This is a genomic window from Enterococcus sp. AZ167 (assembly GCF_051714025.1).
GTDB lineage: Bacteria > Bacillota > Bacilli > Lactobacillales > Enterococcaceae > Enterococcus_D > Enterococcus_D casseliflavus.
On record NZ_JBIORB010000001.1, the window covers coordinates 2,076,506 to 2,100,117 of the forward strand.

Annotated in this window: 29 protein-coding genes; 3 read left to right on the forward strand and 26 right to left on the reverse strand. The window is 43.6% G+C overall.

Annotated features, from left to right (window positions below):
* Positions 1–17: 17 nt before the first annotated feature.
* The 4 genes from plsX to IGJ05_RS09710 all read right to left on the reverse strand — a co-directional run bounded on the left by plsX (position 18) and on the right by IGJ05_RS09710 (position 5,316).
* Entirely contained in the window at positions 18–1,037 is a 1,020-nt protein-coding gene (gene plsX, locus IGJ05_RS09695; RefSeq protein WP_010748622.1) for a phosphate acyltransferase PlsX, read from the reverse strand.
* Between the two features lie 45 nt (positions 1,038–1,082).
* Positions 1,083–3,113 (reverse strand): ATP-dependent DNA helicase RecG, encoded by a 2,031-nt coding sequence (gene recG, locus IGJ05_RS09700; RefSeq protein WP_015508817.1) that lies wholly within the window; start codon positions 3,111–3,113, stop codon positions 1,083–1,085.
* A 111-nt stretch (positions 3,114–3,224) separates the two neighbouring features.
* Positions 3,225–4,907 (reverse strand): DAK2 domain-containing protein, encoded by a 1,683-nt coding sequence (locus IGJ05_RS09705; protein WP_005227126.1) that lies wholly within the window; start codon positions 4,905–4,907, stop codon positions 3,225–3,227.
* A gap of 46 nt (positions 4,908–4,953) precedes the next feature.
* Positions 4,954–5,316, reverse strand: coding sequence for an Asp23/Gls24 family envelope stress response protein (locus tag IGJ05_RS09710; RefSeq protein WP_005227125.1), 363 nt, complete (start codon positions 5,314–5,316; stop codon positions 4,954–4,956).
* Positions 5,317–5,582: 266 nt separating this feature from the next.
* Between IGJ05_RS09710 and rpmB the strand changes: the two genes are divergently transcribed.
* On the forward strand, positions 5,583–5,771 hold the full coding sequence (gene rpmB / locus IGJ05_RS09715) for a 50S ribosomal protein L28 (protein WP_003128045.1): 189 nt from the start codon (positions 5,583–5,585) through the stop codon (positions 5,769–5,771).
* 162 nt (positions 5,772–5,933) lie between these two features.
* The gene (locus IGJ05_RS09720) at positions 5,934–8,582 is read left to right on the forward strand and encodes a YfhO family protein (protein WP_266166195.1); all 2,649 of its coding nucleotides are present in this window, start codon (positions 5,934–5,936) and stop codon (positions 8,580–8,582) included.
* 209 nt (positions 8,583–8,791) lie between these two features.
* On the opposite strand, the gene IGJ05_RS09725 is transcribed toward IGJ05_RS09720, so the two are convergent.
* Positions 8,792–9,778, reverse strand: coding sequence for an Rgg/GadR/MutR family transcriptional regulator (locus IGJ05_RS09725; RefSeq protein ID WP_266166196.1), 987 nt, complete (start codon positions 9,776–9,778; stop codon positions 8,792–8,794).
* Between the two features lie 299 nt (positions 9,779–10,077).
* On the opposite strand from IGJ05_RS09725, the gene IGJ05_RS09730 reads away from it, so the two are divergent.
* Positions 10,078–11,391 (forward strand): MFS transporter, encoded by a 1,314-nt coding sequence (locus tag IGJ05_RS09730; RefSeq protein ID WP_266166197.1) that lies wholly within the window; start codon positions 10,078–10,080, stop codon positions 11,389–11,391.
* A 57-nt stretch (positions 11,392–11,448) separates the two neighbouring features.
* Here IGJ05_RS09730 and truA read toward each other — a convergent pair whose 3' ends face one another.
* From truA to rplX, 21 genes are all read right to left on the reverse strand, one after another.
* Positions 11,449–12,195, reverse strand: a complete 747-nt coding sequence (gene truA / locus IGJ05_RS09735; RefSeq protein ID WP_266166198.1) for a tRNA pseudouridine(38-40) synthase TruA — start codon at positions 12,193–12,195, stop codon at positions 11,449–11,451.
* Between the two features lie 154 nt (positions 12,196–12,349).
* Positions 12,350–13,147 carry an energy-coupling factor transporter transmembrane component T family protein gene (locus tag IGJ05_RS09740; RefSeq protein ID WP_005227113.1) on the reverse strand — a complete coding sequence of 266 codons (798 nt, stop codon included), beginning with the start codon at positions 13,145–13,147 and terminating at the stop codon, positions 12,350–12,352.
* Entirely contained in the window at positions 13,137–14,003 is an 867-nt protein-coding gene (locus IGJ05_RS09745) for an energy-coupling factor ABC transporter ATP-binding protein (protein ID WP_005232516.1), read from the reverse strand. Before IGJ05_RS09745 ends, IGJ05_RS09740 begins: the two co-directional genes overlap by 11 nt.
* Positions 13,979–14,815 carry an energy-coupling factor ABC transporter ATP-binding protein gene (locus tag IGJ05_RS09750; protein ID WP_005227109.1) on the reverse strand — a complete coding sequence of 279 codons (837 nt, stop codon included), beginning with the start codon at positions 14,813–14,815 and terminating at the stop codon, positions 13,979–13,981. The genes IGJ05_RS09745 and IGJ05_RS09750 overlap by 25 nt, the downstream gene beginning before the upstream one ends.
* Before the next feature lie 271 nt (positions 14,816–15,086).
* Positions 15,087–15,467 (reverse strand): 50S ribosomal protein L17, encoded by a 381-nt coding sequence (gene rplQ / locus IGJ05_RS09755; protein ID WP_003128038.1) that lies wholly within the window; start codon positions 15,465–15,467, stop codon positions 15,087–15,089.
* A 70-nt stretch (positions 15,468–15,537) separates the two neighbouring features.
* Positions 15,538–16,476 (reverse strand): DNA-directed RNA polymerase subunit alpha, encoded by a 939-nt coding sequence (locus tag IGJ05_RS09760; protein ID WP_008376367.1) that lies wholly within the window; start codon positions 16,474–16,476, stop codon positions 15,538–15,540.
* Positions 16,477–16,555: 79 nt separating this feature from the next.
* Positions 16,556–16,945, reverse strand: a complete 390-nt coding sequence (rpsK, locus tag IGJ05_RS09765) for a 30S ribosomal protein S11 (protein ID WP_005227104.1) — start codon at positions 16,943–16,945, stop codon at positions 16,556–16,558.
* 27 nt (positions 16,946–16,972) lie between these two features.
* Complete coding sequence (rpsM, locus tag IGJ05_RS09770) at positions 16,973–17,338, reverse strand: 30S ribosomal protein S13 (RefSeq protein WP_005227102.1); 366 nt, start codon at positions 17,336–17,338, stop codon at positions 16,973–16,975.
* Positions 17,339–17,355: 17 nt separating this feature from the next.
* On the reverse strand, positions 17,356–17,472 hold the full coding sequence (rpmJ, locus tag IGJ05_RS09775; protein ID WP_002288710.1) for a 50S ribosomal protein L36: 117 nt from the start codon (positions 17,470–17,472) through the stop codon (positions 17,356–17,358).
* Positions 17,473–17,504: 32 nt separating this feature from the next.
* Complete coding sequence (gene infA, locus IGJ05_RS09780; protein WP_002288695.1) at positions 17,505–17,723, reverse strand: translation initiation factor IF-1; 219 nt, start codon at positions 17,721–17,723, stop codon at positions 17,505–17,507.
* A gap of 188 nt (positions 17,724–17,911) precedes the next feature.
* Positions 17,912–18,556 carry an adenylate kinase gene (locus IGJ05_RS09785; protein ID WP_005227100.1) on the reverse strand — a complete coding sequence of 215 codons (645 nt, stop codon included), beginning with the start codon at positions 18,554–18,556 and terminating at the stop codon, positions 17,912–17,914.
* Between the two features lie 60 nt (positions 18,557–18,616).
* A complete protein-coding gene (gene secY / locus IGJ05_RS09790) occupies positions 18,617–19,912 on the reverse strand; it encodes a preprotein translocase subunit SecY (protein WP_087626778.1) in 1,296 nt (431 codons plus the stop codon).
* On the reverse strand, positions 19,912–20,352 hold the full coding sequence (gene rplO / locus IGJ05_RS09795) for a 50S ribosomal protein L15 (protein WP_003128016.1): 441 nt from the start codon (positions 20,350–20,352) through the stop codon (positions 19,912–19,914). The genes secY and rplO overlap by 1 nt, the downstream gene beginning before the upstream one ends.
* A gap of 40 nt (positions 20,353–20,392) precedes the next feature.
* Positions 20,393–20,572 (reverse strand): 50S ribosomal protein L30, encoded by a 180-nt coding sequence (gene rpmD, locus IGJ05_RS09800; RefSeq protein WP_003128015.1) that lies wholly within the window; start codon positions 20,570–20,572, stop codon positions 20,393–20,395.
* A 13-nt stretch (positions 20,573–20,585) separates the two neighbouring features.
* Entirely contained in the window at positions 20,586–21,086 is a 501-nt protein-coding gene (gene rpsE, locus IGJ05_RS09805; RefSeq protein ID WP_003128014.1) for a 30S ribosomal protein S5, read from the reverse strand.
* Between the two features lie 20 nt (positions 21,087–21,106).
* Positions 21,107–21,463 carry a 50S ribosomal protein L18 gene (gene rplR, locus IGJ05_RS09810; protein WP_005227097.1) on the reverse strand — a complete coding sequence of 119 codons (357 nt, stop codon included), beginning with the start codon at positions 21,461–21,463 and terminating at the stop codon, positions 21,107–21,109.
* Positions 21,464–21,520: 57 nt separating this feature from the next.
* Positions 21,521–22,057 (reverse strand): 50S ribosomal protein L6, encoded by a 537-nt coding sequence (gene rplF, locus IGJ05_RS09815; protein WP_005227095.1) that lies wholly within the window; start codon positions 22,055–22,057, stop codon positions 21,521–21,523.
* A 31-nt stretch (positions 22,058–22,088) separates the two neighbouring features.
* On the reverse strand, positions 22,089–22,487 hold the full coding sequence (rpsH, locus tag IGJ05_RS09820; protein ID WP_005227093.1) for a 30S ribosomal protein S8: 399 nt from the start codon (positions 22,485–22,487) through the stop codon (positions 22,089–22,091).
* 32 nt (positions 22,488–22,519) lie between these two features.
* Entirely contained in the window at positions 22,520–22,705 is a 186-nt protein-coding gene (locus tag IGJ05_RS09825; protein ID WP_003128010.1) for a type Z 30S ribosomal protein S14, read from the reverse strand.
* Between the two features lie 18 nt (positions 22,706–22,723).
* Positions 22,724–23,263: a 50S ribosomal protein L5 gene (gene rplE / locus IGJ05_RS09830; RefSeq protein ID WP_005227088.1), complete on the reverse strand. Its 540-nt coding sequence runs from the start codon at positions 23,261–23,263 to the stop codon at positions 22,724–22,726.
* A 27-nt stretch (positions 23,264–23,290) separates the two neighbouring features.
* Positions 23,291–23,602 (reverse strand): 50S ribosomal protein L24, encoded by a 312-nt coding sequence (gene rplX, locus IGJ05_RS09835; RefSeq protein WP_003128007.1) that lies wholly within the window; start codon positions 23,600–23,602, stop codon positions 23,291–23,293.
* Positions 23,603–23,612 lie beyond the last annotated feature (10 nt).

Here is a 23,612-nt window from a genome sequence, read left to right on the forward strand (position 1 = left end):
TCATTACAATCATTGCATTATGATTGCGTTTCGTCTTTGTCAGTCGGCATTTCTTCAAAATGGGCGACCAATTGTGCCACGACATCTGTCGCTAACATCGTATGGATCTGCTTGATGGTGTACGCCACCGCTTCTGGTCCTGTCGCACCATGGGTTTTGATGACTGGGGCTTTCAAACCAAACAATACGGCACCGCCGTGTTTCGCATAATCCATTTCATTTTTCACTTTCCGCAACGCATCTTTTAATAATAATGCGCCTAATTTCCCTTTGGCACCAGAATCGAGAATCGATTGTTTCAACAGCGCCATCAAATTCAAGGCGGTTCCTTCGATCGATTTCAAAACAGCATTTCCAGTAAAGCCATCTGTCACGACGACGTCAGCTGCACCATCCAATAATTCCCGAGCCTCGACATTGCCGATAAAGTGGATCGTCGGGTCTTGCGAAAGCAGTTCAAAGGCTTTTTTCGTTAATTCACTGCCTTTGGTTTCTTCCGTTCCGTTATTTAACAAGCCGACCCGTGGTCGATTGATCCCGCGAACTTTTTGGGCATAAAAGGACCCTAAGACGGCATAGTTTGCCAAATGTTCTGGTTTATTGTCGGCATTGGCACCTAGATCCAGCATGTCAAAGCCAGCATCTTTGCCGATCACTGGCATTGTGGACATCAATCCGGGACGGTCGATCCCTTTGATCCGACCGACGATAAACAAACCAGCCGCTAATAAGGCCCCAGTGTTTCCAGCTGAAAAAATCGCATCTGCCTCACCATTTTTGACCGCTTGTGCTGCCAAGACCATTGAGGCGTTTTTTTTTCGTCTGATCGCTTTGACAGGCTCATCATCACTATTGATTTTTTCATCCGTGTGGATAATGGTGACATTCTTATCATCCGTCATGTATTTTTTGATTTCATTTTCTTTTCCGTAAAGGAGGAATTCAATCTCTGGAAAGTCTTTTTTTGCCAGCATGACTCCTTCTACGATCGCTTTTGGGGCGTTGTCTCCGCCCATTGCATCAACAGCAATCCGCATCTCGCTGCCACTCCCTTCATTTTCCCAATCAGTATAGCATATTCTTTAATCAAAAAATTGTTTGTCTGCTTTTTTTGCTGCTAAATAGTTTGCCAATGCCGAAAATTCTGGCAACAGCTGCCAGCCATTTTTTTGCCAAAGCTGGGCAGCTTCGACTTGTGCCACTTCTAGAATATGGGCATCCGCGACCAAATCGGCAGCCGCAAACTCTGGCAAGCCCGATTGTCGATTGCCGAAGACTTCTCCTGGTCCTCGCAACTGCAAATCTTTTTCGCTGACTACAAAGCCGTTGGTGGTTTCTGTCATGATCTTCATTCGCTCGACCCCTGTCTCATTCTTCGGGTTTGCGATCAATATACAGTAAGAAGCATCGGCACCGCGCCCTACCCGTCCACGCAATTGATGAAGCTGGGCTAACCCGAAGCGATCGGCGTCAATGATCAGCATCACTGTCGCATTGGGGACATTGACCCCTACTTCGATGACCGTCGTGGAAACCAAGATCTGCAGTTGATTTTCTTTGAAAGCTTCCATGATGCTGTCTTTTTCTTGATTCTTCATTTTCCCATGCAGCATCCCCACTTGATAAGTAGGAGAAAAGTAACTTTGCAGCTGCTCATAAATCTCCGTGGCATTCTTGACATCCAGCATTTCGGATTCTTCGATCAAAGGACAGATGACATACATCTGATGCCCTTGTGCCAATTCTTTTTGCGCCCACTCTAAGATCGATTCAAACTGCGGCGGACGGACCCAGCGAGTCTCTACAGGAATCCGTCCTGCTGGCATTTCATCGATCACCGAAACATCCATTTCGCCATAAGCCGTGATCGCTAACGTACGAGGGATCGGTGTGGCGGTCATAAAGAGCACATCAGGCAGATAGCCTTTTTCCCGTAAGACTTTTCGCTGATTGACGCCAAAACGGTGTTGTTCATCGGTGATGACTAAGCCAAGATGTGCAAAGTCCACCCCTTCTTGAATCAGCGCATGGGTCCCAACGATGATGTCGATCTCCCCGGCTGCTAATTGTTCTAAGATGACTCGCCGTTCTTTTGGTTTGGTCGAGCCTGTCAAAAGAGCGGTGGTCACTTCTAAGGGGTCAAAGAGTTGATTCAAGCTTTCTAGGTGCTGCTGGGCCAAAATCTCAGTCGGCACCATCAGTGCGCCCTGAAAGCCAGCTGTCATCGTGGCATAAAGGGCGATCGCCGCCACGACTGTTTTCCCGCTTCCTACATCTCCTTGCAAGAGTCGCTGCATGTGCTGCGGACTTTTCAGGTCATGGCAGATTTCATTGGTCACACGCTTTTGCGCATTCGTCAATTCAAAGGGCAGTTTACGAGTAAACTCTTTCAAGCGTTGCACATCATAATCGATCGCTAGACCGTTTTTCTCGGCTTTTTCGCTTTTCTTCAGTCCTTGGATCTGCATTTGGAACAAAAAGAACTCTTCAAAAATCACCCGACGCTTCGCTTGATGACTCTCTTGGGGATCTTTAGGAAAGTGCATCGCAAACATCGCGGATTTCCGATCCAACAAGCGATATTTTTCGATCAATGACAAAGGCAAGATCTCTGTGATCTGATCACCAAAATCAAGGAATGCCTGTTTGATCAGTTCGATCAACACACTTTGACGCACGGCTTTATTGACATGATAAATGGGGGCAAAGTCTTCTGCGCTCTTGCTGCCGAGAATTTTCATCCCCGTCAGTCCTTTGCGTTTGGCGTCCCATTTGCCATAGACGGCGATCTCTTCTGAAACCTCTACTTTATCCTTCAAATAAGGCTGATTGAAAAAGGAGACATTAAAGACATCGTGGTCTTGCATCATGCGAAATTGCAACCGACTTTTCTTATAGCCAAAGCGATTGACGACCGGCGGGGAAACGACGATCCCCTTGATCGTTACTTTTTCTTGGTCTTGAATCTCCGCTAATTGCCGTTCTTGAATGTCTTCATAACGAAACGGATAATACTTCAGCAGGTCTTCAATGGTTTCGATCCCTAAACTCGCCAAGTCTTGGGCGCGTTTTTCTCCGACACCCTTTAATACCGTAAGTGGCTGATTCAGCATAGGTACCCTCCTTTTCCAAAGTAATTTTATTTATTGCAGAGATTCCTGCATTCATAGAAAAAGACGGAGTCAAAAATCATCTACGATTTTTGCCCCCGCCGCCTAATTTGTTTATTCTGCTGAGAAAAGATACGGATAAACTGGCTGATCGCCTTGATGGATCTCTACTTCGATCTCAGGATGCAGCTCAACGATCGCTTCTTCAATTTTCGCTGCTTCTTTGGCTTTGCCTTCTTCACCGATAATGATGGTGACGATCTCAGTATCTTCTGTGATCATTTTTTCTAAGGTAGTCATGGAAGCAGAGAAACGATCAGGAACAGAAACAACGATTTTGCCGTCGACCATTCCTAAGAAGTCGCCTTCTGTGATTTCGATGCCATCAATTGATGTATTACGGATCGCATGAGTCACTGATCCGCTGACAACACTTGCTAAGACATCGGTCATAGCTTGCTGATTTTCAGCTAGTGTGGATTGCTCGTGGAATGCCAGCATCGCTGTCATCCCTTGTGAGATCGTCCGTGTTTCAACAACCGCTACTGGAATCTCGGAAACTTCCGCTGCTTGCTGTGCAGCCATAAAGATGTTTTTGTTATTTGGTAGAACGATCACTTGGTCGGCATTAACTTCATTGATCGCCAACAAAATGTCTTCCGTACTTGGGTTCATCGTTTGGCCGCCACTGATGACATATGAAGCACCCAGGCTAGTGAACAATTCTTTCAAGCCTTCGCCAGCCGCGATCGCGATGATCGCAAATGGTGTCCGTGGACGTTTCACTGGTGCAGGTTTTGCACCTTGCTGGTCGTGTTCCAAAATCGTTTCATGCTGAAGACGCATGTTGTCAACTTTGATTTTCACCAATGAGCCGAATTTTTGACCATAATTCATGACTTCGCCAGGATGTTCCGTATGGACATGGACTTTGATGATCTCATCGTCGTTGACCACTAATAAGGAATCCCCTAACTCATTTAAGTAATTACGGAATGTTTCATAATCAAATTCACTATCTACAGTCGGACCTTCACCGATCTTCACCATGATTTCTGTACAGTAACCAAAGGTGATATCTTCTGTCGCTAAGTGTCCTTGAACGCTGCGATGATGTTCGGCATTGACCATTTCATCCATAGCCGCTGGGGAAGGTTCGAAGATTTCATCGGCTGGGTATTCACCCGTCAACGCATTTAAGAAGCCTTCATAAATGAACAACAATCCTTGACCGCCGCTATCTACCACGCCGACTTCTTTTAAGACGGGCAATAGATCTGGGGTTTTCGCCAATGAACGTTTTGCACCGTGAACCACGGCTTTCATCACTTCGATACAATCATCGGTAGTTTGTGCTTTTTTCTCGCCATATTCAGCTGCGATGCGTGCCACAGTCAAGATGGTTCCTTCCACAGGTTTCATGACTGCTTTATAGGCGGTTTCTACTCCATGAGTAAAGGCTTGAGCCAATTCTGGTGCAGTGAGTGTTTCTGCGGTCGGGATAGCTTTAGAAAAACCGCGGAATAATTGAGATAAAATGACGCCAGAATTCCCACGTGCGCCCATCAATAGTCCTTTTGAAAGTGTAGCGGCAAGATCGCCGACGTTTTCTGAAGTCGCATCTGCGACCGCTTTTGCTCCACTGGTCATGGATAGATTCATGTTTGTCCCAGTGTCTCCATCTGGAACAGGAAACACATTCAATGAGTTGACAAACTCTGCATTAACTTGTAGACGAGCCGCGCCTGCCTGCACCATTTCTTGAAACTGACTTGCGCTGATATTCGTTACCTTCACTTAGATAGTCCTCCTTAAAATCATCCGCCATGAACGGATCCCTTGCCTAATCTGGCAGTACACGTACGCCTTGAACAAATACATTTACCGAGTTCGCAGATACACCTAGCATTGTTTCTAAGTTGTATTTCACTTTTTCCTGCACGTTGCGGGAAACTTCGGAAATCTTTGTTCCATAGCTGACGATCGTGTATACATCCACTGCAATGCCGTTTTCTTCTTGGCGGACAACGACACCGCGAGAATAATTTTCTTTTCGTAAAATTTCATTGATGTTATCTTTGATTTGTTTCTTGCTAGCCATACCAACAATGCCGAACACATCTGTTGCTGCGCCTCCGACCACTGTTGCAATGACTTCATTGCTGATTTCAATAATACCTGATGAGGTTTGAATTTTTACAGCCATTTTATAGCCTCCTTCAATGGGCATGACCCATCTTTCTTCTTACATATTTTATCATAGCTGTACCGCAAATAAAAGGATGAGACATATGAAAAGGGGCTTTCTGACCAAACGTCTTGCATTTCGACCTTGTTTAATTTACAATGTTTACCGGGAAAAGTCAATGTTTCTTGAAAATTACTCTTGCTTTTTTCACCTTTCTGTGATAAATTCAGATGGTATGAGCTGAAATAGCGCTCCAACATCAAGGCAAAGGAGGAAATAACCACATGGCTAAAGTTTGTTACTTTACTGGACGTAAAACTACAAGTGGAAACAATCGTTCTCACGCAATGAATGCGACAAAACGTACTGTGAAACCTAACTTGCAAAAAGTTCGCGTTATGATTGACGGAAAACCTAAAAAAGTTTGGGTGTCAACTCGTGCTTTGAAATCTGGAAAAGTTGAGCGCGTATAATTAGACCTTTTCGGCCGTTCGTTTTGAACGGCTTTTTTTGTACCCTTTTTTCTTTGGTGCGCTTTCACTTAGGTTTTCATTAAAGAAAACAGGTCTTTGTTTTTTTAATCGATTCACCTGTGGTAAACTAAGAAAAAATTGATAAAGAACAGGTGACTTCTTGTGACGAAAATAAAAACATTTGCCAAACAACATTGGCCTTATATGCTTGCTAGTTTCTGCTTGCCGTTTCTTATCATGGCAGTGATCTATTTGACCATCGGCATCTACCCTGGCAGCAGCCGCAGTGTCTTAGCCAGTGATGCCTTTTCACAATTCTCAAACTTTCATGCCAGCTTTCGCAATATGCTCTTAGGCAAGCAAAGTATCTTTTATACATGGAACGCCTCTTTAGGCTTGAATTATCTGGCACTGATCTCCTATTACTTAGGCGGGATCTTCACTCCTCTGGTCTTGTTTTTCCCAAATCAGCTGATGCCAGATGCGTTGTACTTCTTGACCTTGATCAAGATCGGCAGCGCGGGCTTGGCGTTTTGGTTTTATGCCAGCCAAACCTTTAAGATCCAACGTTGGCAGCATGTGACCTTAGCTGTCTGTTATGCCTTGATGTCCTTCATCACCGCCCATTCGGAACTGATCATGTGGCTTGATGCCATGATCTATCTACCGCTAGTGATTTTAGGTATTGACCGTTTAGTGAAAAAGAAAAAACCAGTCGTGTTATTTATCAGTTATCTGCTGTTATTTTTATCCAGTTTTTACATGGGCTTTATGATCGGTCTCTTTTCCGTGATGTATTTCTTGGTTCAGTTGGGCCGCAACTGGAAGCAAGCTCGGGGGGCGATCATCCCATATGGCATCACCTCCTTGTTAGCTGGCGGCGCCTCAATGGTAATCATCTTACCTGCCTTATTGGATTTGCGCTCAAACGGGGAAGAATTAACAACGATTTCTTCCTTTAAAACCGAAGCCACCGATGTCTTTGATCTCGTGATGAAAAACATGATCGGTGTTTACGATACGACAAAATACGGCTCCATTCCCTTCATCTATATCGGTTTATTGCCGTTGCTGTTGTGTATTTTATATTTTGTTTCGAAGAAAATCCGCTTGAAGGATAAATTCTTATACGCTGGCATGTTTGCTGTTTTGATCGCCAGTTTTTATATCGTGCCGATGAATCTTTTTTGGCACGGGATGCATGCCCCAAATATGTTCCTTTTCCGCTATGCCTATTTGTTCTCCTTCTTAGTGATCATGCTGGCGGGATACGGGTGGGAGCAGCTGCAGCAAAAAGATCGCGGATTGTTTCTCATTATTGGTCTTTCTACGATCGTGGTGTTTGCCCTCTCCTACGCATTGAAAGGACCTGGAACCTATGAATATGTTTCCGCTACTTCTTTTGCGCTAACGATCGTATTCTTTGTTCTTTACTTGTTATGTATTGGGTTCGGGCAACTAGGTCTTTTAACACAAAAACGAGTGACGATCTTGATGCTGATCTTCGTCTGCGGAGAAATGGCCGTCAATACGAGCGGCATGGTTCGCGGAATTTTGAATGATTGGAACTATGCTTCTCGCAGTTTGTATACAGAACCTTATCCGGACATCAAAAAACTAGTCACTCAAGCCAACGAAGACAATGATACCTTTTTCCGATTAGAAAACCTTGATCCTGTTTCTTCCAATGACAGTATCAATTATGGCTACAGCGGTGTCAGCATGTTTTCTTCGATCCGTAACCGCAATTCCTCAAGCTACCTGGATAAGCTGGGCTTTCGGTCCCGCGGCACCAATTTAAATATCCGCTATCCGAATAATACCTTGCTGATGGATGCTTTTACAGGGATCAAATACAATATCTCCAAGCCAAATCTCACCAAATACGGCTTTCAACGTGTGGGGGAATCTGGTGAATACAAGCTTTATGAGAATCAAAATGCGTTACCGCTAGGTTTCTTGGCTGAACCAACCATTGAATCGATTGAACAGCCGCAAAATGACAACTTGACGAGCCAGAAAAATCTTTTCAATGGCTTGGCGGATTTAAATTTAGAGTATTTTGCCTTTCAGCCAATCACGGTGATCCATAGTAAAAATACAGATATCACCAATGACGGCATGTATATGAAATTTACCGAGCAAGAAAGCAATGTCGCAAAAGAAGTGACTTGGCAAGTGGAGGTTCCAGCGAACTCGCAAGCATACTTGAGTCTTTTCCCTGCCAACTTTGGGGAATTGGAAAGCTCATCTGCCACCGTGACAGTCAACGGTCAGCAGCGAGAAACGCAAATCAGTATCAACGGTCAATACTACGACTTAGGGCACTATGAGACCGATACGACGGTTCAATTCACCGTCAGCTTCTACGGAACGCCTGAAATCTCCTTCCAAAACCCGCAAGTCGTGACCTTGGATACCAACGCTTACCAACAAGCCATTGATGCGATCCAAGATCGAGGGGTCGCTATGACGGTCGGCAAACGCAGTGCCAAAGCCGATATCACGACTGAAAAAGAGCAGCAGCTTGTAACGACCATCCCTTATGACAAGGGTTGGACTGCTACGCTTGACGGCAAAGAAGTTCCAATCACCGCCTTTCAAGACGGCTTTATCAGTGTGACGATCCCAAGTGGCACCCATCACTTGGAACTGTCCTTCTTGCCGCAAGGCTTTGTTATCGGTGTTTGCTTGTTCTTTGGCTGCATCGCATTGTTTATCCTGTTTGCTTGGTTTTACCAGAAACAAGTAGCCAAAAAGCAAGTCTTAGACGACCAACGCCAACTCATGGATCAACCACCAGAAACCTAATCGAAAAAGAACCAACTCGTCTTTTTGAGGCGCTCCCCATAAGTTAGAGCAAACGCTGACTTATGGGTGTCGCTCAATGATCGGTGAGTTTGGTTCTTTTTTTGTGCTGGCGTTCCGCAGTTGTTCGCTCTATTGGCCTTAGCCTCCACTACCGACTAGATCCCCTTCGATGCGGGGACAAATGTCTAGCCCGTTAGCCCTTAGAGCGTTTAGCGAAACATAAGATAACTGTTAGGTTCTTCCGCATTTTTCTTGATGGAGTGCAACGATCGCTCCCATAATTTAACCATTTTGGTTTGTTTCAAGACGCGAAAGATCGAAAGCCCTTGGTCGATTTTCAACAGTCCTTTTTCTTGATCACCATAAATATACCAGTACCACCCTTGATAGCAAAGAAGATGCGTGCTGTTTAGCATGTCTCCGCGATCTGCCAATAATTCCTCTGCAATGGTCAACACCTCTTTTGCCCACTCCAGGCGGCGAAAATTGACAAACGTCGTAAAACAACTAAAAATCAAATCCATTTGAATTTCTCGCATCAAGGACAAGCCTTGTTCTTTTTTTGTGCGGGAAATAGCGATCTGCAGTAAGTGATAGGAGGTTTCGACAGGAAACAAGAATTGAAAATACCGAAACAGTAAAATCTCATAAACGCCCCAGTTGTCTACTTTCGTAAGGTAGGAAATGACGGGACGAGTTTTGGTGCGCAGCTTTTCCATATAGTCACCAGAAGAGTGATTGGGTTTAGGACCTGAGAGATTGATTTCATGTATCTCCTTTGTGATCTCAAGGTACAGAAAAACAAAAGAATGCTGTTTGGAAGCGGCGATCAGTTCGCTGCGCATTTCCTCCAGCCCTTCTTTGCTTCGCTGGGCGTGGGCGTTACTCAAGAAAGCTTCTTTGTTGATCCCTAAAATTCGATCCAGTAAATCCATAAATTCGCTCGTCATATAGCTGGGGAAGCTCATCATGTTGTCGTGACTTTTTATGCCTTTTTGCTGCGCACGTAAATAATAAAACTCCTCCACCGTGACATGGATATTTTCTAATAAGCGTTCCAATCGATGAATACTGATACTTGAAGCACCTTGCTCAAATTTACTGATAAACGAGCGACTGTTTTGTTCATCCGCCACTTGAGCGATCGTATAGCCGCGCTCTTTGCGCAATTGTCGGTACAGTTTTCCTTCTTCCATAACCATCCTCCTAGCGATCAGTCTGCAAACGCCAAACCAAACTTGCTTTACGAATGAAGCTCTGCCATTAAATGCTACTATTTTAGATTCAAATCTAGATTCAACCTTATAAAATGTTGAGGAACAAAATCTACGGTACCCTATTTACATGCCACTCTTTTAGCTGTTAGCCACTCGTGGCAGTAACCTCTGGTACGCTCCTGGTACATTTAAATTCCACTATAGTGGATTATTTTCTCTTCTTAGTATAAAGCATCCTATACTGATTTTACAACGTAGAACGTGAAAGGATGACTTCGATGAAAGAATATCAACAAAACAAAGGCTATCGTGCCTTAGTCAACGCCGCCTTACTCAGTGGCATCGGCATGAGTTTATTTAATATCGTGTTCGTGGTTTACGCCAGTACATTACCCTTTAATGCCCTTGCTGTTTCCTTAGCCTCCATGGCACTGCTGGTCCCTGATCTCTTACGGATCCTGACTGGCTATCTAGCCGATCGTACCAGAAACAAAGTGCAATGGATGATCAGCAGTCGACTATTACAAGGAGTCCTTTTTGTGGCACTCGCTTTTTTGATCCAACTGCCGCCTAGTTTATGGTCTTTCTTCCTTTTGCTAGGCATCAACATTGTATCTGATTGTTTGGGCGCTTATTGTTCTGGGTTGCAGCTGCCCTATGTTCGCCGTCTTGTGCCTGCTGACGCCTTAGACAGTGCCATGGGCTTTCAAATGGCGTGTCAAACCACCGTTCAAATCGTCTTTCAAGGGATCGGTGCTTGGGGGATCCTTTTACTGAATAATAATTTTGCCGCTTTTGGTTTGATCAATGCCGTGACGTTTTTCTTAGCCGCCATCGTGATCTTCTGGAACCGCTCGCTCTTTAATGCGGTGCCTGGGAGAATCAATCAAGCACCCACACCACTCTTTCAGAATTTCTCGGAAACCTTTAAATTATTGACTGGCACAGCTTTTCTTAAAAAGATGATCCTCTTTGCCTTACTGATCAATACCTTAGCCGCTAGCACGAGCGGTCTGCTAAATCTCCAGCTGTTGGATGACCTTGCGCTTTGGTTTGCCACTTATGGCAACACCGTTGCGATGGCAGGCATCGCCACTTCCATCGGCATGGTCGCTGGCGCCTTGTTTGCTGCCGACTGGTTCAAGAATACTGGTCTGGTTCGCTTGATTGCGTATACCTCCTTCGTTTTATGTCTATTGACCTTGAATTTTCTCTTCCTGCATAATCGTTGGCTCATGATTGTGCTGCTCTTTGCTGAAGGCTATCTGATTGGAAAAATCAATCCTCGCTTTTCGGCACATCTGATTCGTGAGATCGATGAAGAACATCTCGCCATCAGCAGCGGGATCTTTTCCACCATTGTGATGCTAGGGGGACCCGTCGGTCAAATGGTCTTTTTAGGCATCGGCAATCGCTATCACGTTGCTTGGAGCTGGCTGTTTTACTTGCTTTTCGCATTTTTGGTAGCCATCGCCGCCTTAGTCGCTGCCAGCACCTTAGAAAAAACACCCACCACTGCTGCGTCTAAAACCGCTGCGGAAAGGACTGAAGATTGGCAAGAAACTGCCCCTGTTTTGCCTGAGAAAAAATAAAAACACAAGCTTTCGCTTTCTCTTTTTGGACAAGAGCAGCGAAGCTTGTGTTTTTCCTTATTCATAGGCAACGTGAACCAAATACAATCCTTCTGGATGCGCTGTGGGACCTGCCGCATTTCGGTCTTTTTGCGCAATGATTGCAGGAATACTGTCAGGTGCGAGGCGTCCATTGCCGATTTTCAGCAATGTGCCCACCATGATCCGAATCATCTTATACAAAAATCCATCGCCGCGAAAGGTGAAAATCAACTCATCTCCAGCGTCATTGACTGCCATGGATGCTTCATGGATCGTCCGTGTTTTGTCATCAACGGAACTGCCCGTCGCACAAAAACTGGTAAAGTCATGGGTGCCTAAAAAATATGGCAACGCTCGTTGGATTTTTTCCAAATCTAGCGGATACGGATAATAGCTGGCATAATGACGACGGAAAGGACTGCGAGGTTTCCCAATGTCCACTCGAAACTGGTAGGTTTTTTCAACGACTAAGTAGCGGGCATGGAAGGTATCGTCAACGATCTCCACCGATTTTACCGCAACATCTTCTGGCGTTTGGGTATCTAAACCAAAGCGCATTTTTTCCAGTGGGCGCTTTTGAGGGAAATCGAAGTGGATCACTTGCCCCTGCGCATGGACCCCCGCATCGGTGCGTCCAGAGCCATGAATCTGAATCGGCTGACCATTGTTCATCTTCGTTAATGTCTTTTCAATCTCTTCTTGAACCGTTCGTCCATTGGGTTGACGCTGAAATCCTTGAAAATTCGTGCCATCATAAGCGATCGTCGCTTTATAGCGGACCATTGAATCACCTGTTTCTTTCTATTTTTTCAAAAAAAGCCTATGAGAAAAGTCTGATCGATCGACAGGCCTTTTCGAACCAGCCGCTGGGATCGCCAGCAGCCTCGTTGCTTCGTTAAGAACCTTTCGTGGGTTGACTTCAATCATAGGTCTTCGATTATCCTCTTAAGAACACTAACGCTACTGTAAAGAGCGCAAAAACGATGACAACCAATGTGTCCCGTTGATGCCAGTGCAAAATCCGATACTTCGTACGCCCTTCGCCGCCTTGATAGCCTCTGGCTTCCATAGCGGTAGCTAGATCTTCCGCACGGTTAAAGCTGCTGACAAATAAAGGAATCAATAAAGGAACGATCGCCTTCATCTTCTGCAACAGTCCCCCTTCGCCGAAATCGACCCCGCGGGCACGCTGAGCATTCATAATTTTTTCTGTTTCATCCATCAAGGTTGGCACAAAGCGCAACGCGATCGACAGCATCAGTGAGATTTCATGGACAGGGAAACGGATCGCTTTTAAAGGACGCAAAATGTATTCGATCGCATCTGAAAGCTCTAATGGAGGCGTCGTTAACGTCAACAAGGTCGACATGAAAATGATCAAAACAAAACGGCAAAAAATAAAGATCCCGTTTTGGACACCAAATTCTGTGATGTTAAAGATCCACCAAGACCAGTAGACGTCGCCGCCGGTAGTAAATAAAATCTGTAACGCCACAGTAAATAAAATCAGCCAAATCAAAGGACGCACGCCTCGAATAAAGAAGCCAAAATCGATTTTTGAAAAGGAGATACAAAAGAGCGTAAAAGCACCCGCTAATAAATAGCTTTGCCAATTATTCGCCAAAAAGATAATCGCGATAAAATAAAAACTAGCAATCAATTTGACTCGTGGATCTAAACGGTGGATCAAGGAGTCCCCAGGAATAAAACGACCGAAAATCAGTTTATTCATCATGGGCAGTCGCCCCCTTTGCTACTAAAACATCTGCCAGCTCATCAGCTGTTAGCGGCAACTGCTCAAATGCCAATCCTCTGGCTTGTAGTTGCTCCGCAAATGCGGTTGCTGTCGGTACACCCAACTGCTTTTCTTGCAGCCAGGCAGTGTCTTGAAACACAACGGACGGCGTGCCTGCTTTGACGAGACGGCCTTTTTCTAACACATAGACATAATCAGCATAGTTTGCCACATCATCCATCAAGTGGGTCACTAAAATGATCGTCATGTTCTTTTCCCGATGCAGGCGATCAAACATTTCCATCATCTCTTTGCGTCCTTGTGGATCTAAGCCAGCTGTCGGCTCGTCTAAGACCAAAACTTCTGGTTCCATAGCCAAGACCCCAGCAATCGCTACACGGCGCATTTGGCCCCCTGAAAGGTCAAATGGTGAACGTTCCAGAAAACTTTCATCTAAACCTACCAATTGAATGTATTCTTGGGCTAAACCTTTGGCTGCTTCTTCGGAGACCCCAAAGTTTTTCGGTCCAAAAGCGATATCTCTCGCAACGGTTTCTTCAAATAATTGGGATTCAGGAAATTGAAAAACGATCCCGACTTTTTTACGTAACGGTTTTAGATTTTTGTTATCTGTCTCGGGTTTGATGACTCGCTCACCGATCGTGACCGTGCCAGTCGTTGGTTTTAATAATGCATTCAAGTGCTGCAACAACGTAGATTTTCCGCTCCCTGTATGACCGACTAAGGCGGTATAAGAGCCTTCTTTGATCTCTAAATCGATATCGAACAAAACCCGCTGTTCAAACGGAGAATGCGGTTGGTAGGTGAATCCTACTTGTTCAAAACGGATGTCCATAGCCAATCCACCATCCCTTCTTCAGTTAAGTACGCTTGCGGTACCGTGACGCCCCGCTGTTTTAGTGCCGCCTTTAATTTTTCAGGAAATGGCAGATCTAAGCCTAGCTCAATCAGTTCTGGACCTGCAGAAAAAATCTCTGCGGGTGTCCCCTCGCGGACGAGCTCTCCTTGACGCATCACCAGCACCCGATTGGCGTTGGCTGCTTCATCGATATCATGGGTGATCGATAACACGGTCAAATTGTTTTTTTCTTTGATTTTTTTGATCGTTGCGATCACTTCTTCACGACCTTCTGGATCTAGCATACTAGTGGCTTCATCAAGAATGATGATATCTGGGCGCAATGCAACGACGCCCGCAATGGCTACCCGCTGTTTTTGACCACCAGAAAGACGCGCGGGTTCCCGGGTCGCAAACTCGCTCATCCGTACTTGTTCCAGAGCGTCTTTGACACGAACCAGCATTTCTTCACGTGGGATTCCTTGATTTTCCAAACCGAAAGCCACATCATCTTCCACCGTCGAACCAACGAATTGATTGTCAGGGTTTTGAAAGACCATACCGACCATTTTTCGAATATTCCAGATATTTTCTTCATTCAAAGGCAATTCGCCGACAGAAACACTGCCTTCTTGCGGCAAGATCAAACCATTGATGGTTTTTGCTAAAGTTGATTTACCAGAGCCGTTATGGCCGATCAACGCCACCCATTCCCCTTTGTTGATGGAAAAGGATACGTTATTTAACGCGGCACGCTCTTCTTCGCTATAACGCACAGTAATAGCATTCAATTCAATGATTGGCTTCATGATAGACTCCTTCATTTGCGATTAATTCTTTCTAACACTACCAAAAAAGCGCACGTTTTTCAATGATTCACGCACGATTTGTCTCCAGATCTTTTTTTCACTTGCCATTATCTGTCTTGACAGGTAATCGAAAGTAAAAAAAAAGCACTTTATGATGAGTGCGTACACCTCGAAATACATCGAGGTGTAGGCGCTGAGCTAGACTCGGAAAGTTTCTTCCAACATCATAACACTCTTAGTAAACATCTATAAAGTGATGATAAGTGTGATTTTAAACAAGTTCTAGGATAACCATTGGTGCAGCATCTCCGCGTCTTGGTTCTGTTTTCAAGATACGAGTATATCCACCTTGGCGATCTGTGTAACGAGGAGCGATATCATTGAATAATTTTTGTAATGCTGATTCAATAACTACTTCTTCGTTTTCTTCACGTACACTTGCAACTTCATTACGAACGAATGCTGCTGCTTGACGACGTGCATGCAAATCACCACGTTTACCTAAAGTGATCATTTTTTCTGCAGTTGAACGAACTTCTTTCGCACGAGCTTCAGTCGTAACGATACGTTCGTTAATGAATAAATCAGTTGTCAAATCACGCAACATCGCTTTACGTTGGCTAGATGTGCGTCCTAGTTTACGATAACTCACGTGGTTTCCCTCCTTCACTTTCGAATGTTGTATCGGTCAGACGAACCGAACTAACGTAATCGAAAACGGTTTAATCGTCTTTACGTAGTCCTAAACCTAAATCATGTAATTTCACTTTGACCTCTTCAAGAGATTTACGGCCTAAGTTTCTTACTTTGATCATTTCTGGTTCAGATTTGTTTGTCAATTCTTGTACAGTATTGATTCCTGCACGTTTTAGACAGTTGTATGAACGAACAGATAAGTCTAATTCTTCGATCGTCATTTCCAACATTTTTTCTTTTTGTGTTTCTTCTTTTTCAACCATGATTTCAGCGTTTTTCGCTTCATCCGTTAGGTTAACAAAGATGTCTAAATGTTCAGTCATGATCTTCGCAGACAAACTCATTGCTTCCAATGGTTCGATTGAGCCATCAGTCCATATTTCCATCGTTAATTTGTCGAAATCATCCCGACGACCGACACGTGTGTTTTCTACTTGGTAGTTGACACGACGTACTGGTGTATAGATTGAATCGACTGGAAGAACGCCGATCGGCATGTCTTCTTTTTTGTTTTCGTCCGCTTGAACGTAGCCGCGGCCAGGTTTCACTGTTAAGCGAGCATGGAACGTAGCACCTTCAGAAACGGTACAGATATACATATCTTTGTTAAGGATTTCTACATCACTATCAACGATGATATCGCCAGCAGTTACTGTAGCAGGTCCTGAAATATCAATTTCAAGGGTCTTTTCTTCATCCCCGTACATTTTCAATGCAAGACCTTTAATATTCAAGATGATTTGAGCAACGTCTTCCCGAACACCCTTAACAGTTGAGAATTCGTGTAAAACTCCATCGATTTGAATATTGGTGATTGCCGCACCAGGTAAAGAAGATAATAAAATACGACGTAGGGAATTTCCTAGTGTAGTTCCGTAGCCTCTTTCAAGAGGTTCCACGATGAACTTGCCATAATCTTTGTCTTCATCAATCTTTGCGATTCTTGGTTTTTCGAATTCAATCATTCTTATCTATTACCCCTTTCAAAACGAAAAGTGTCTTGTTCAATGACGTATTTGTTACACTCAAAATGAGCAGCACTCATTAAACACGACGGCGTTTTGGAGGGCGGCATCCATTATGAGGGACTGGAGTCACGTCACGGATCGCACTCACTTCCAAACCTGCTGCTTGTAATGAACGAATTGCTGCTTCACGTCCAGAACCAGGTCCTTTAACTGTTACTTCAACAGTTCTTAATCCGTGTTCCATTGCTGCTTTGGTAGCTGTTTCTGCTGCCATTTGAGCGGCAAAAGGAGTAGATTTTTTGCTTCCTTTGAAACCTAATGAACCAGCTGATGACCATGCTAATGCATTACCATGAGTATCAGTGATCATTACGATTGTATTATTGAATGTTGAGTGAATATGTGCAATACCCGCTTCAATATTCTTTTTCACACGGCGTTTACGACTCACTTTTTTTGCTGCCATGAAGTTTTAACCTCCTTCACTTAGGAATTATTTTTTCTTGCCTGCGACTGTTTTAGACGGGCCTTTACGAGTACGTGCATTGTTTTTCGTGTTTTGTCCACGAACTGGCAATCCACGGCGATGACGGATTCCACGGTAAGAACCGATTTCCATCAATCGTTTGATGTTTAAGTTCACTTCACGACGAAGGTCACCTTCAACTTTTAATTTATCAACTTCCGCACGGATAGCATCTGTTTGTTCATTCGTTAAATCACGAACGCGAACTTCTTCAGACACGCCAGCGTCAGCTAAAATTTGTTTTGCAGTCGTGTTACCAATACCATAGATATAAGTAAGTGAAACGACCACACGTTTATCACGAGGAATATCTACTCCTGCAATACGAGCCATATTTGTTACACCTCCGATTATCCTTGACGTTGTTTATGTTTTGGATTTGCTGGGCAAATCACCATAACGCGTCCTTTACGACGAATTACTTTACAATGTTCGCACATTGGTTTTACTGATGGTCTTACTTTCATGATAATACCTCCTGTGGTTTTACGGAGTACAATTATTTAAAGCGATAAGTAATGCGGCCACGGTTCAGATCATACGGGGATAATTCCACCGTCACTTTGTCTCCAGGTAAAATACGAATGTAGTGCATCCGGATCTTACCAGAAACGGTCGCTAGAACTTGGTGTCCGTTTTCCAATTCTACTTTAAACATTGCATTCGGCAAAGTTTCGACGACTGTACCTTCGACTTCAATCATATCTTCTTTTGCCACGCACAGTACCTCCTTGTACTTGTGATTTTCACACGATAAAATGGCGGAAACTCGGTTCCCACCTGATATTCTCAAACTATGCTCCTACTTAATAAAAAGTAGAAGTCGGACTGACATATTCTATCATATCCTGTCAAAGATTTCAAGAGAAAGTTTTAAGCTGCAAGTTGGACTCGGGCAATCTATGATTAGTCAATGATCTTTTGAACATCTTCGAATACAGCGTCGATGTCGCGATCCCCATCAATCGATTGCAATAACCCTTTGTCTTTGTAATAAGTCAAAATTGGTTCACTGCTTTTGATATTGACAGCTAGACGATTTTTGACCGTCTCAGGCTTATCATCTTCACGTTGGTAGAAGTCATGACTTCCACAACGATCACATGTTCCTTCCTCTTTTGGAGGATTGAACAATTTATGATAAGTTGCCCCACAATTGCGGCACATGAAGCGGCCGGCTAAACGTTCTACAAGAACTTCTTCAGGAACATGAATATCAATAACGGCATCAAGTTTTTTGTTAAGGTCAGCTAGCATCTCATCTAACGCTTTTGCTTGATCCAATGTACGAGGAAAACCATCTAATAAGAAACCTTTCTCGGTATCAGGTTCAGCTAAACGTTCTTTAACGATCCCATTTGTAACCTCATCAGGAACTAATGCGCCTTGATCCATGTATGATTTTGCTTTAAGGCCTAGTTCTGTTTCGTTCGCCATCGCAGCCCGAAACATATCGCCTGTTGAAATATGAGGAAGACCGTATTCAGCAACGATACGTTCTGCCTGAGTACCTTTTCCAGCACCAGGTAATCCCATTAAAATGAAGTTCATTCTAATTCCTCCTGTAAGTTTTTGAATAGTGTTGAGGAAATCCTCAACACTTCAATAACTTTAATTGATGAAACCAGTATATTTCCGTTTCAGCATAAGCCCTTCTAACTGCTTGGCAGTATCAAGTGCCACACCGATAATGATCAATAGACTCGTTCCACCTAGACCGATCGATTGCGGTAGATTCCAAGCCATCTGAGCGATGATTGGAAGTAAAGCAACCAATCCTAAAAAGATCGATCCAACCGTGCTTAATCGCATCAACAAACGTGATACATATTCTTCGGTTCCTTTACCAGGACGCACACTCGGAATGTAACTTCCTTGTTTTTGCAAGTTTTCCGCTAATTTCTCAGGGTTCACTTGAACAAATGCGTAGAAGAAAGTAAACGCAACGATCAAGACAGTATAGATGATCGCACCCGGTACAGTGTTGTAACTAAAGATCGTTTGCACCACGTCGTACCAAGTTTCTCCTTTATATGAACTACCTAATGCTTGAATGATCGCATTTGGTGTTGTAATAAAAGAACTGGCAAAGATAACTGGGATAACCCCGGCAGCATTTACTTTCAAAGGAAGGTAACTGCTGGTAGGCGCTCCTGCTACCCGTTTTGTATATTGGATCGGAATCTTGCGTTCTGCTTGTTGAACATACGTTACTAAAGTAATGACGATCAACACAGCGATCACAAGCAGCGCCATAAAGATAGCATTTAGCCAGATATCCGATTGATCCACGTTAATGAAGTAATCTTCAATCAATTCTTTGATGCTTGCTGGTAAGCGTGAAATGATCCCTGCAAAGATGATCATTGACACACCGTTTCCGATACCACGCTCGGTGATCTGCTCTCCTAACCAAGTGACTAACATCGTTCCGGCTGTTAAAATCAGACCGATCACGATATAGGTTGCCATATTAGGATTGTTTACAAACCCGAGTTGAGTGTAATAGTTAAATCCAGCCGTTAATGTCATGGATTGGACAAAGCCCAATACCAACGTCAAGTAACGTGTTGCCTGATTTAGTTTCTTACGACCCACTTCACCTTGTTTCGACCATTCAACAAATTTAGGGACGATATCCATCTGCAACAACTGAATAACAATTGAGGCAGTGATGTAAGGCGAAACCCCCATCGAGAAAATCGAAAATTGTTGCATGGCGCCACCACTTACCAAGTTTAACATGTTTAAAAATGGTAGATCTGCGATGGTATTTAGGCGACTTGCGTCTACGCCTGGCACAGTAATATGTGTTCCCAGACGAAAGACAAACAAGATTAAGACGGTGAACAATATTCTGGATCTAATATCCTTAACCTTAAAGGCATCCTTCAATAGTCTGATCATTAGATCACCTCGATTGATCCACCAGCAGCAACGATTGCTTCTTCAGCTGCTTTTGAGAATTTAGCTGCTTTCACAGTCAATTTCTTCGTTAATTCTCCGTTAGCTAATACTTTGATTCCAGCTTTTTCGTCTTTGACGATTCCAGCTTCGTGTAAAGCAACAGGTGTTACTTCAGCACCGTCTTCAAAGCGGTTCAAGACATCAAGATTGATGACTGCATATTCTTTGCGGTTCACATTTGTAAAGCCACGTTTTGGTAAACGACGGAACAATGGTGTTTGTCCACCTTCGAATCCTAGACGTACTCCGCCGCCTGAACGAGCTTTTTGACCTTTTTGTCCACGTCCAGCTGTTTTACCGTTACCAGATGAAGTTCCTCGACCGACACGGTTACGTACTTGGCGTGAGCCTTCTGATGGTTTTAATTCATGAAGTTTCATAGGTTTGGCACCTCCTTAATCAAACTAGATCTGCTGATCCTTAGACCTCTTCAACGTCCACTAAGTGAGAAACAGTGTTAACCATGCCTTTGATTGCATCATTAGCAGGTTTTACAACTGTTGAATTCAACTTTGTAAGACCTAACGCTTTTACAGTATCACGTTGGTTTTGGGGACGTCCGATAATACTGCGTTTTAAAGTAATTTTCAATTCAGCCATTATAGTGTCCTCCTTAACCGATTAATTCTTCTACTGATTTGCCGCGAAGTGCTGCCACTTCTTCAGCGCGTTTTAATTGTTTTAAACCTTCAACTGTTGCGCGAACAACGTTGATTGGTGTGTTAGAACCTAAAGATTTAGATGTGATATCAGCTACCCCAGCTAATTCCAATACGGCACGAACTGGTCCACCAGCAGCTACCCCAGAACCTTCTACAGCAGGTTTCATAAGGATGCGTCCGCCGCCGAATACACCGATAACTTCGTGAGGGATTGTAGAACCAACCATTGGTACTTCCACCAAGTTTTTCTTCGCGTCTTCGATTGCTTTACGGATTGCTTCTGGTACTTCTTGTGCTTTACCAGTACCGAAACCTACGTGTCCGTTTTTGTCACCGACAACAACTAATGCAGCAAAACGTAGACGACGTCCACCTTTAACAACTTTAGTTACACGGTTGATCGCAACAACGCGGTCTTCTAATTCCAAATGTTTTGGATCAATATAAACCATGAATGGTGTTCCTCCTTCTCTTAAAATTCCAGTCCATTTTCGCGAGCTGCTTCAGCTAAAGCTGCTACACGGCCATGGTAAAGGTATCCACCACGGTCAAAGACTACTACTTTAATACCTTTTGCTGCTGCACGTTCTGCGACTAATTTACCGACAGCTTGTGCTTGTTCAGTTTTTGTTGCACCTGAAACTTCTTTGTCTAAGGCAGAGGCACTTGCTAGCGTCACACCCGCTACGTCATCAATTACTTGTGCGTAGATGTTTTTGTTCGAACGGAACACGTTTAAGCGTGGGCACTCAGCAGTACCAGAGATTTTGTTACGTACACGACGATGTCTTTTCTGACGTGTCTTGTTTTTATCTGGTTTTGTAATCACAATTTGTCACCTCTTTTAATTTTGCTAGCCTAAGCTGCTAGTCGTAAAGAATTACGACTATTTACCAGTTTTACCTTCTTTACGGCGTACAAATTCGCCAACATAACGAATTCCTTTGCCTTTGTAAGGTTCTGGAGGACGAACGCCACGGATATTGGCAGCCAATTCGCCAACGACTTCTTTATCTGATCCTTTAACGATCACAGAAGTGTTTGAAGGAACTTCGATTTCGATTCCAGCTGGCGCTTCGATTTCAACTGGATGAGAGTAGCCAACGTTCAACACAAGTTTTTTTCCTTGTAATTGAGCACGGTACCCAACCCCGATTAATTCTAACGCTTTTTGGAAACCTTCAGAAACACCAACAACCATGTTGTTGAAGTTTGCACGGGTAGTTCCGTGGATAGTTTTCATTTCTTTACTATCATTTGGACGAGTGAATGTTACTTCGTTTCCTTCGATATTCATTGTGATATCAGAAGAGAAAGTACGTGTTAATTCACCTTTAGGTCCTTTAACTGTAATGTCGTTTCCGTTTTGCTTGATTTCAACACCAGCAGGAAGAACGACGATCTTATTACCGATACGACTCACTTAGAGGCACCTCCTTGTGGAATATTTTAAATTACCATACATAAGCGACTACTTCGCCGCCAACATTTTTTGCTCTAGCTTCTTTGTCAGTGATTACACCGTCAGAAGTTGAGATAATCGCGATTCCTAGACCATTCAATACTTTTGGTACTTCGTCAGCTTTGACATAAGCACGCAAGCCTGGTTTAGAGATACGTTTTAAGTTTGTGATAACACGTTCACCGTTTTTACCGTATTTAAGAAATACGCGGATCACGCCTTGTTTGTCATCTTCAATGTATTCAACATCGCGGACGAAACCTTCACGTTTCAAGATTTCAGCGATATCACGTTTGATTTTTGAAGCAGGTACTTCTAGGCTTTCGTGTTTAACCATGTTTGCGTTACGCACGCGCGTTAGAAAATCTGCAATTGGATCTGTCATGACCATGGGATAATTTACCTCCTTTATGCGAGTATAGTTTACCAGCTAGCTTTCTTCACGCCGGGAATTTGTCCTTTATAGGCAAGTTCGCGGAAGCAAATACGGCAAAGATGAAATTTACGATAAACTGAATGTGGACGTCCGCAACGTTCACAACGAGTGTATTCTTGCGTTGAGAATTTAGCAGGGCGTTTGTTTTTAGCAATCATTGATTTTTTAGCCACGTAGTTCGCCTCCTTTTTTTATTTTTGGAATGGCATGCCTAATTGTGTCAACAATTCACGAGATTCTTCATCTGTGTTTGCTGTTGTTACAATCACGATATCCATACCACGTACTTTGTCGATCAAATCATAATCTACTTCAGGGAAAATCAATTGTTCTTTGATACCTAAAGTGTAGTTTCCGCGTCCGTCGAACGCTTTTTTGCTCACACCGTGGAAGTCACGGACACGTGGCAATGACACACTTACTAGTTTATCTAAGAATTCATACATTCTTTCGCCGCGTAGTGTTACTTTCGCACCGATTGGCATTCCTTCACGTAAACGGAATCCTGCGATAGATTTTTTCGCTTTTGTGATCAATGGTTTTTGACCTGAGATCAATTGTAATTCTTCAACAGCTTTGTCTAAGTTTTTAGCATTAGAAACAGCGTCACCGACACCCATGTTGATAACGATTTTATCAACTTTTGGTGCTTCCATGATTGAGCTGTAGTTAAATTTGTCCATTAATGATGGGACAACTTCTTTTGAATATTTTTCTTTAAGGCGGTTCATCTGTTAGCCCCTCCTTCCTTCATCAGATTATTTATCAAGAACTTCTCCGGTTTTCTTAGAAACGCGGACTTTTTTGCCGTCAACTTCTTTATAACCGACACGCGTAGCTTCACCGTTCGATGGATCAACCACCATCACGTTAGAAACATGAATTGGTGCTTCCATTTCAACGATTCCGCCTTGAGGAGCAGTTTGAGAAGGTTTTTGGTGTTTTTTGACAACATTGACACCTTCAACAACGACTTTGTCTTTTTTAGGAAACGCTGCTAGCACAACGCCTTCTTTGTTTTTGTCTTTACCAGTGATAACTTTAACTTTATCGCCTTTTTTAACAAACATGTTTGTTTCG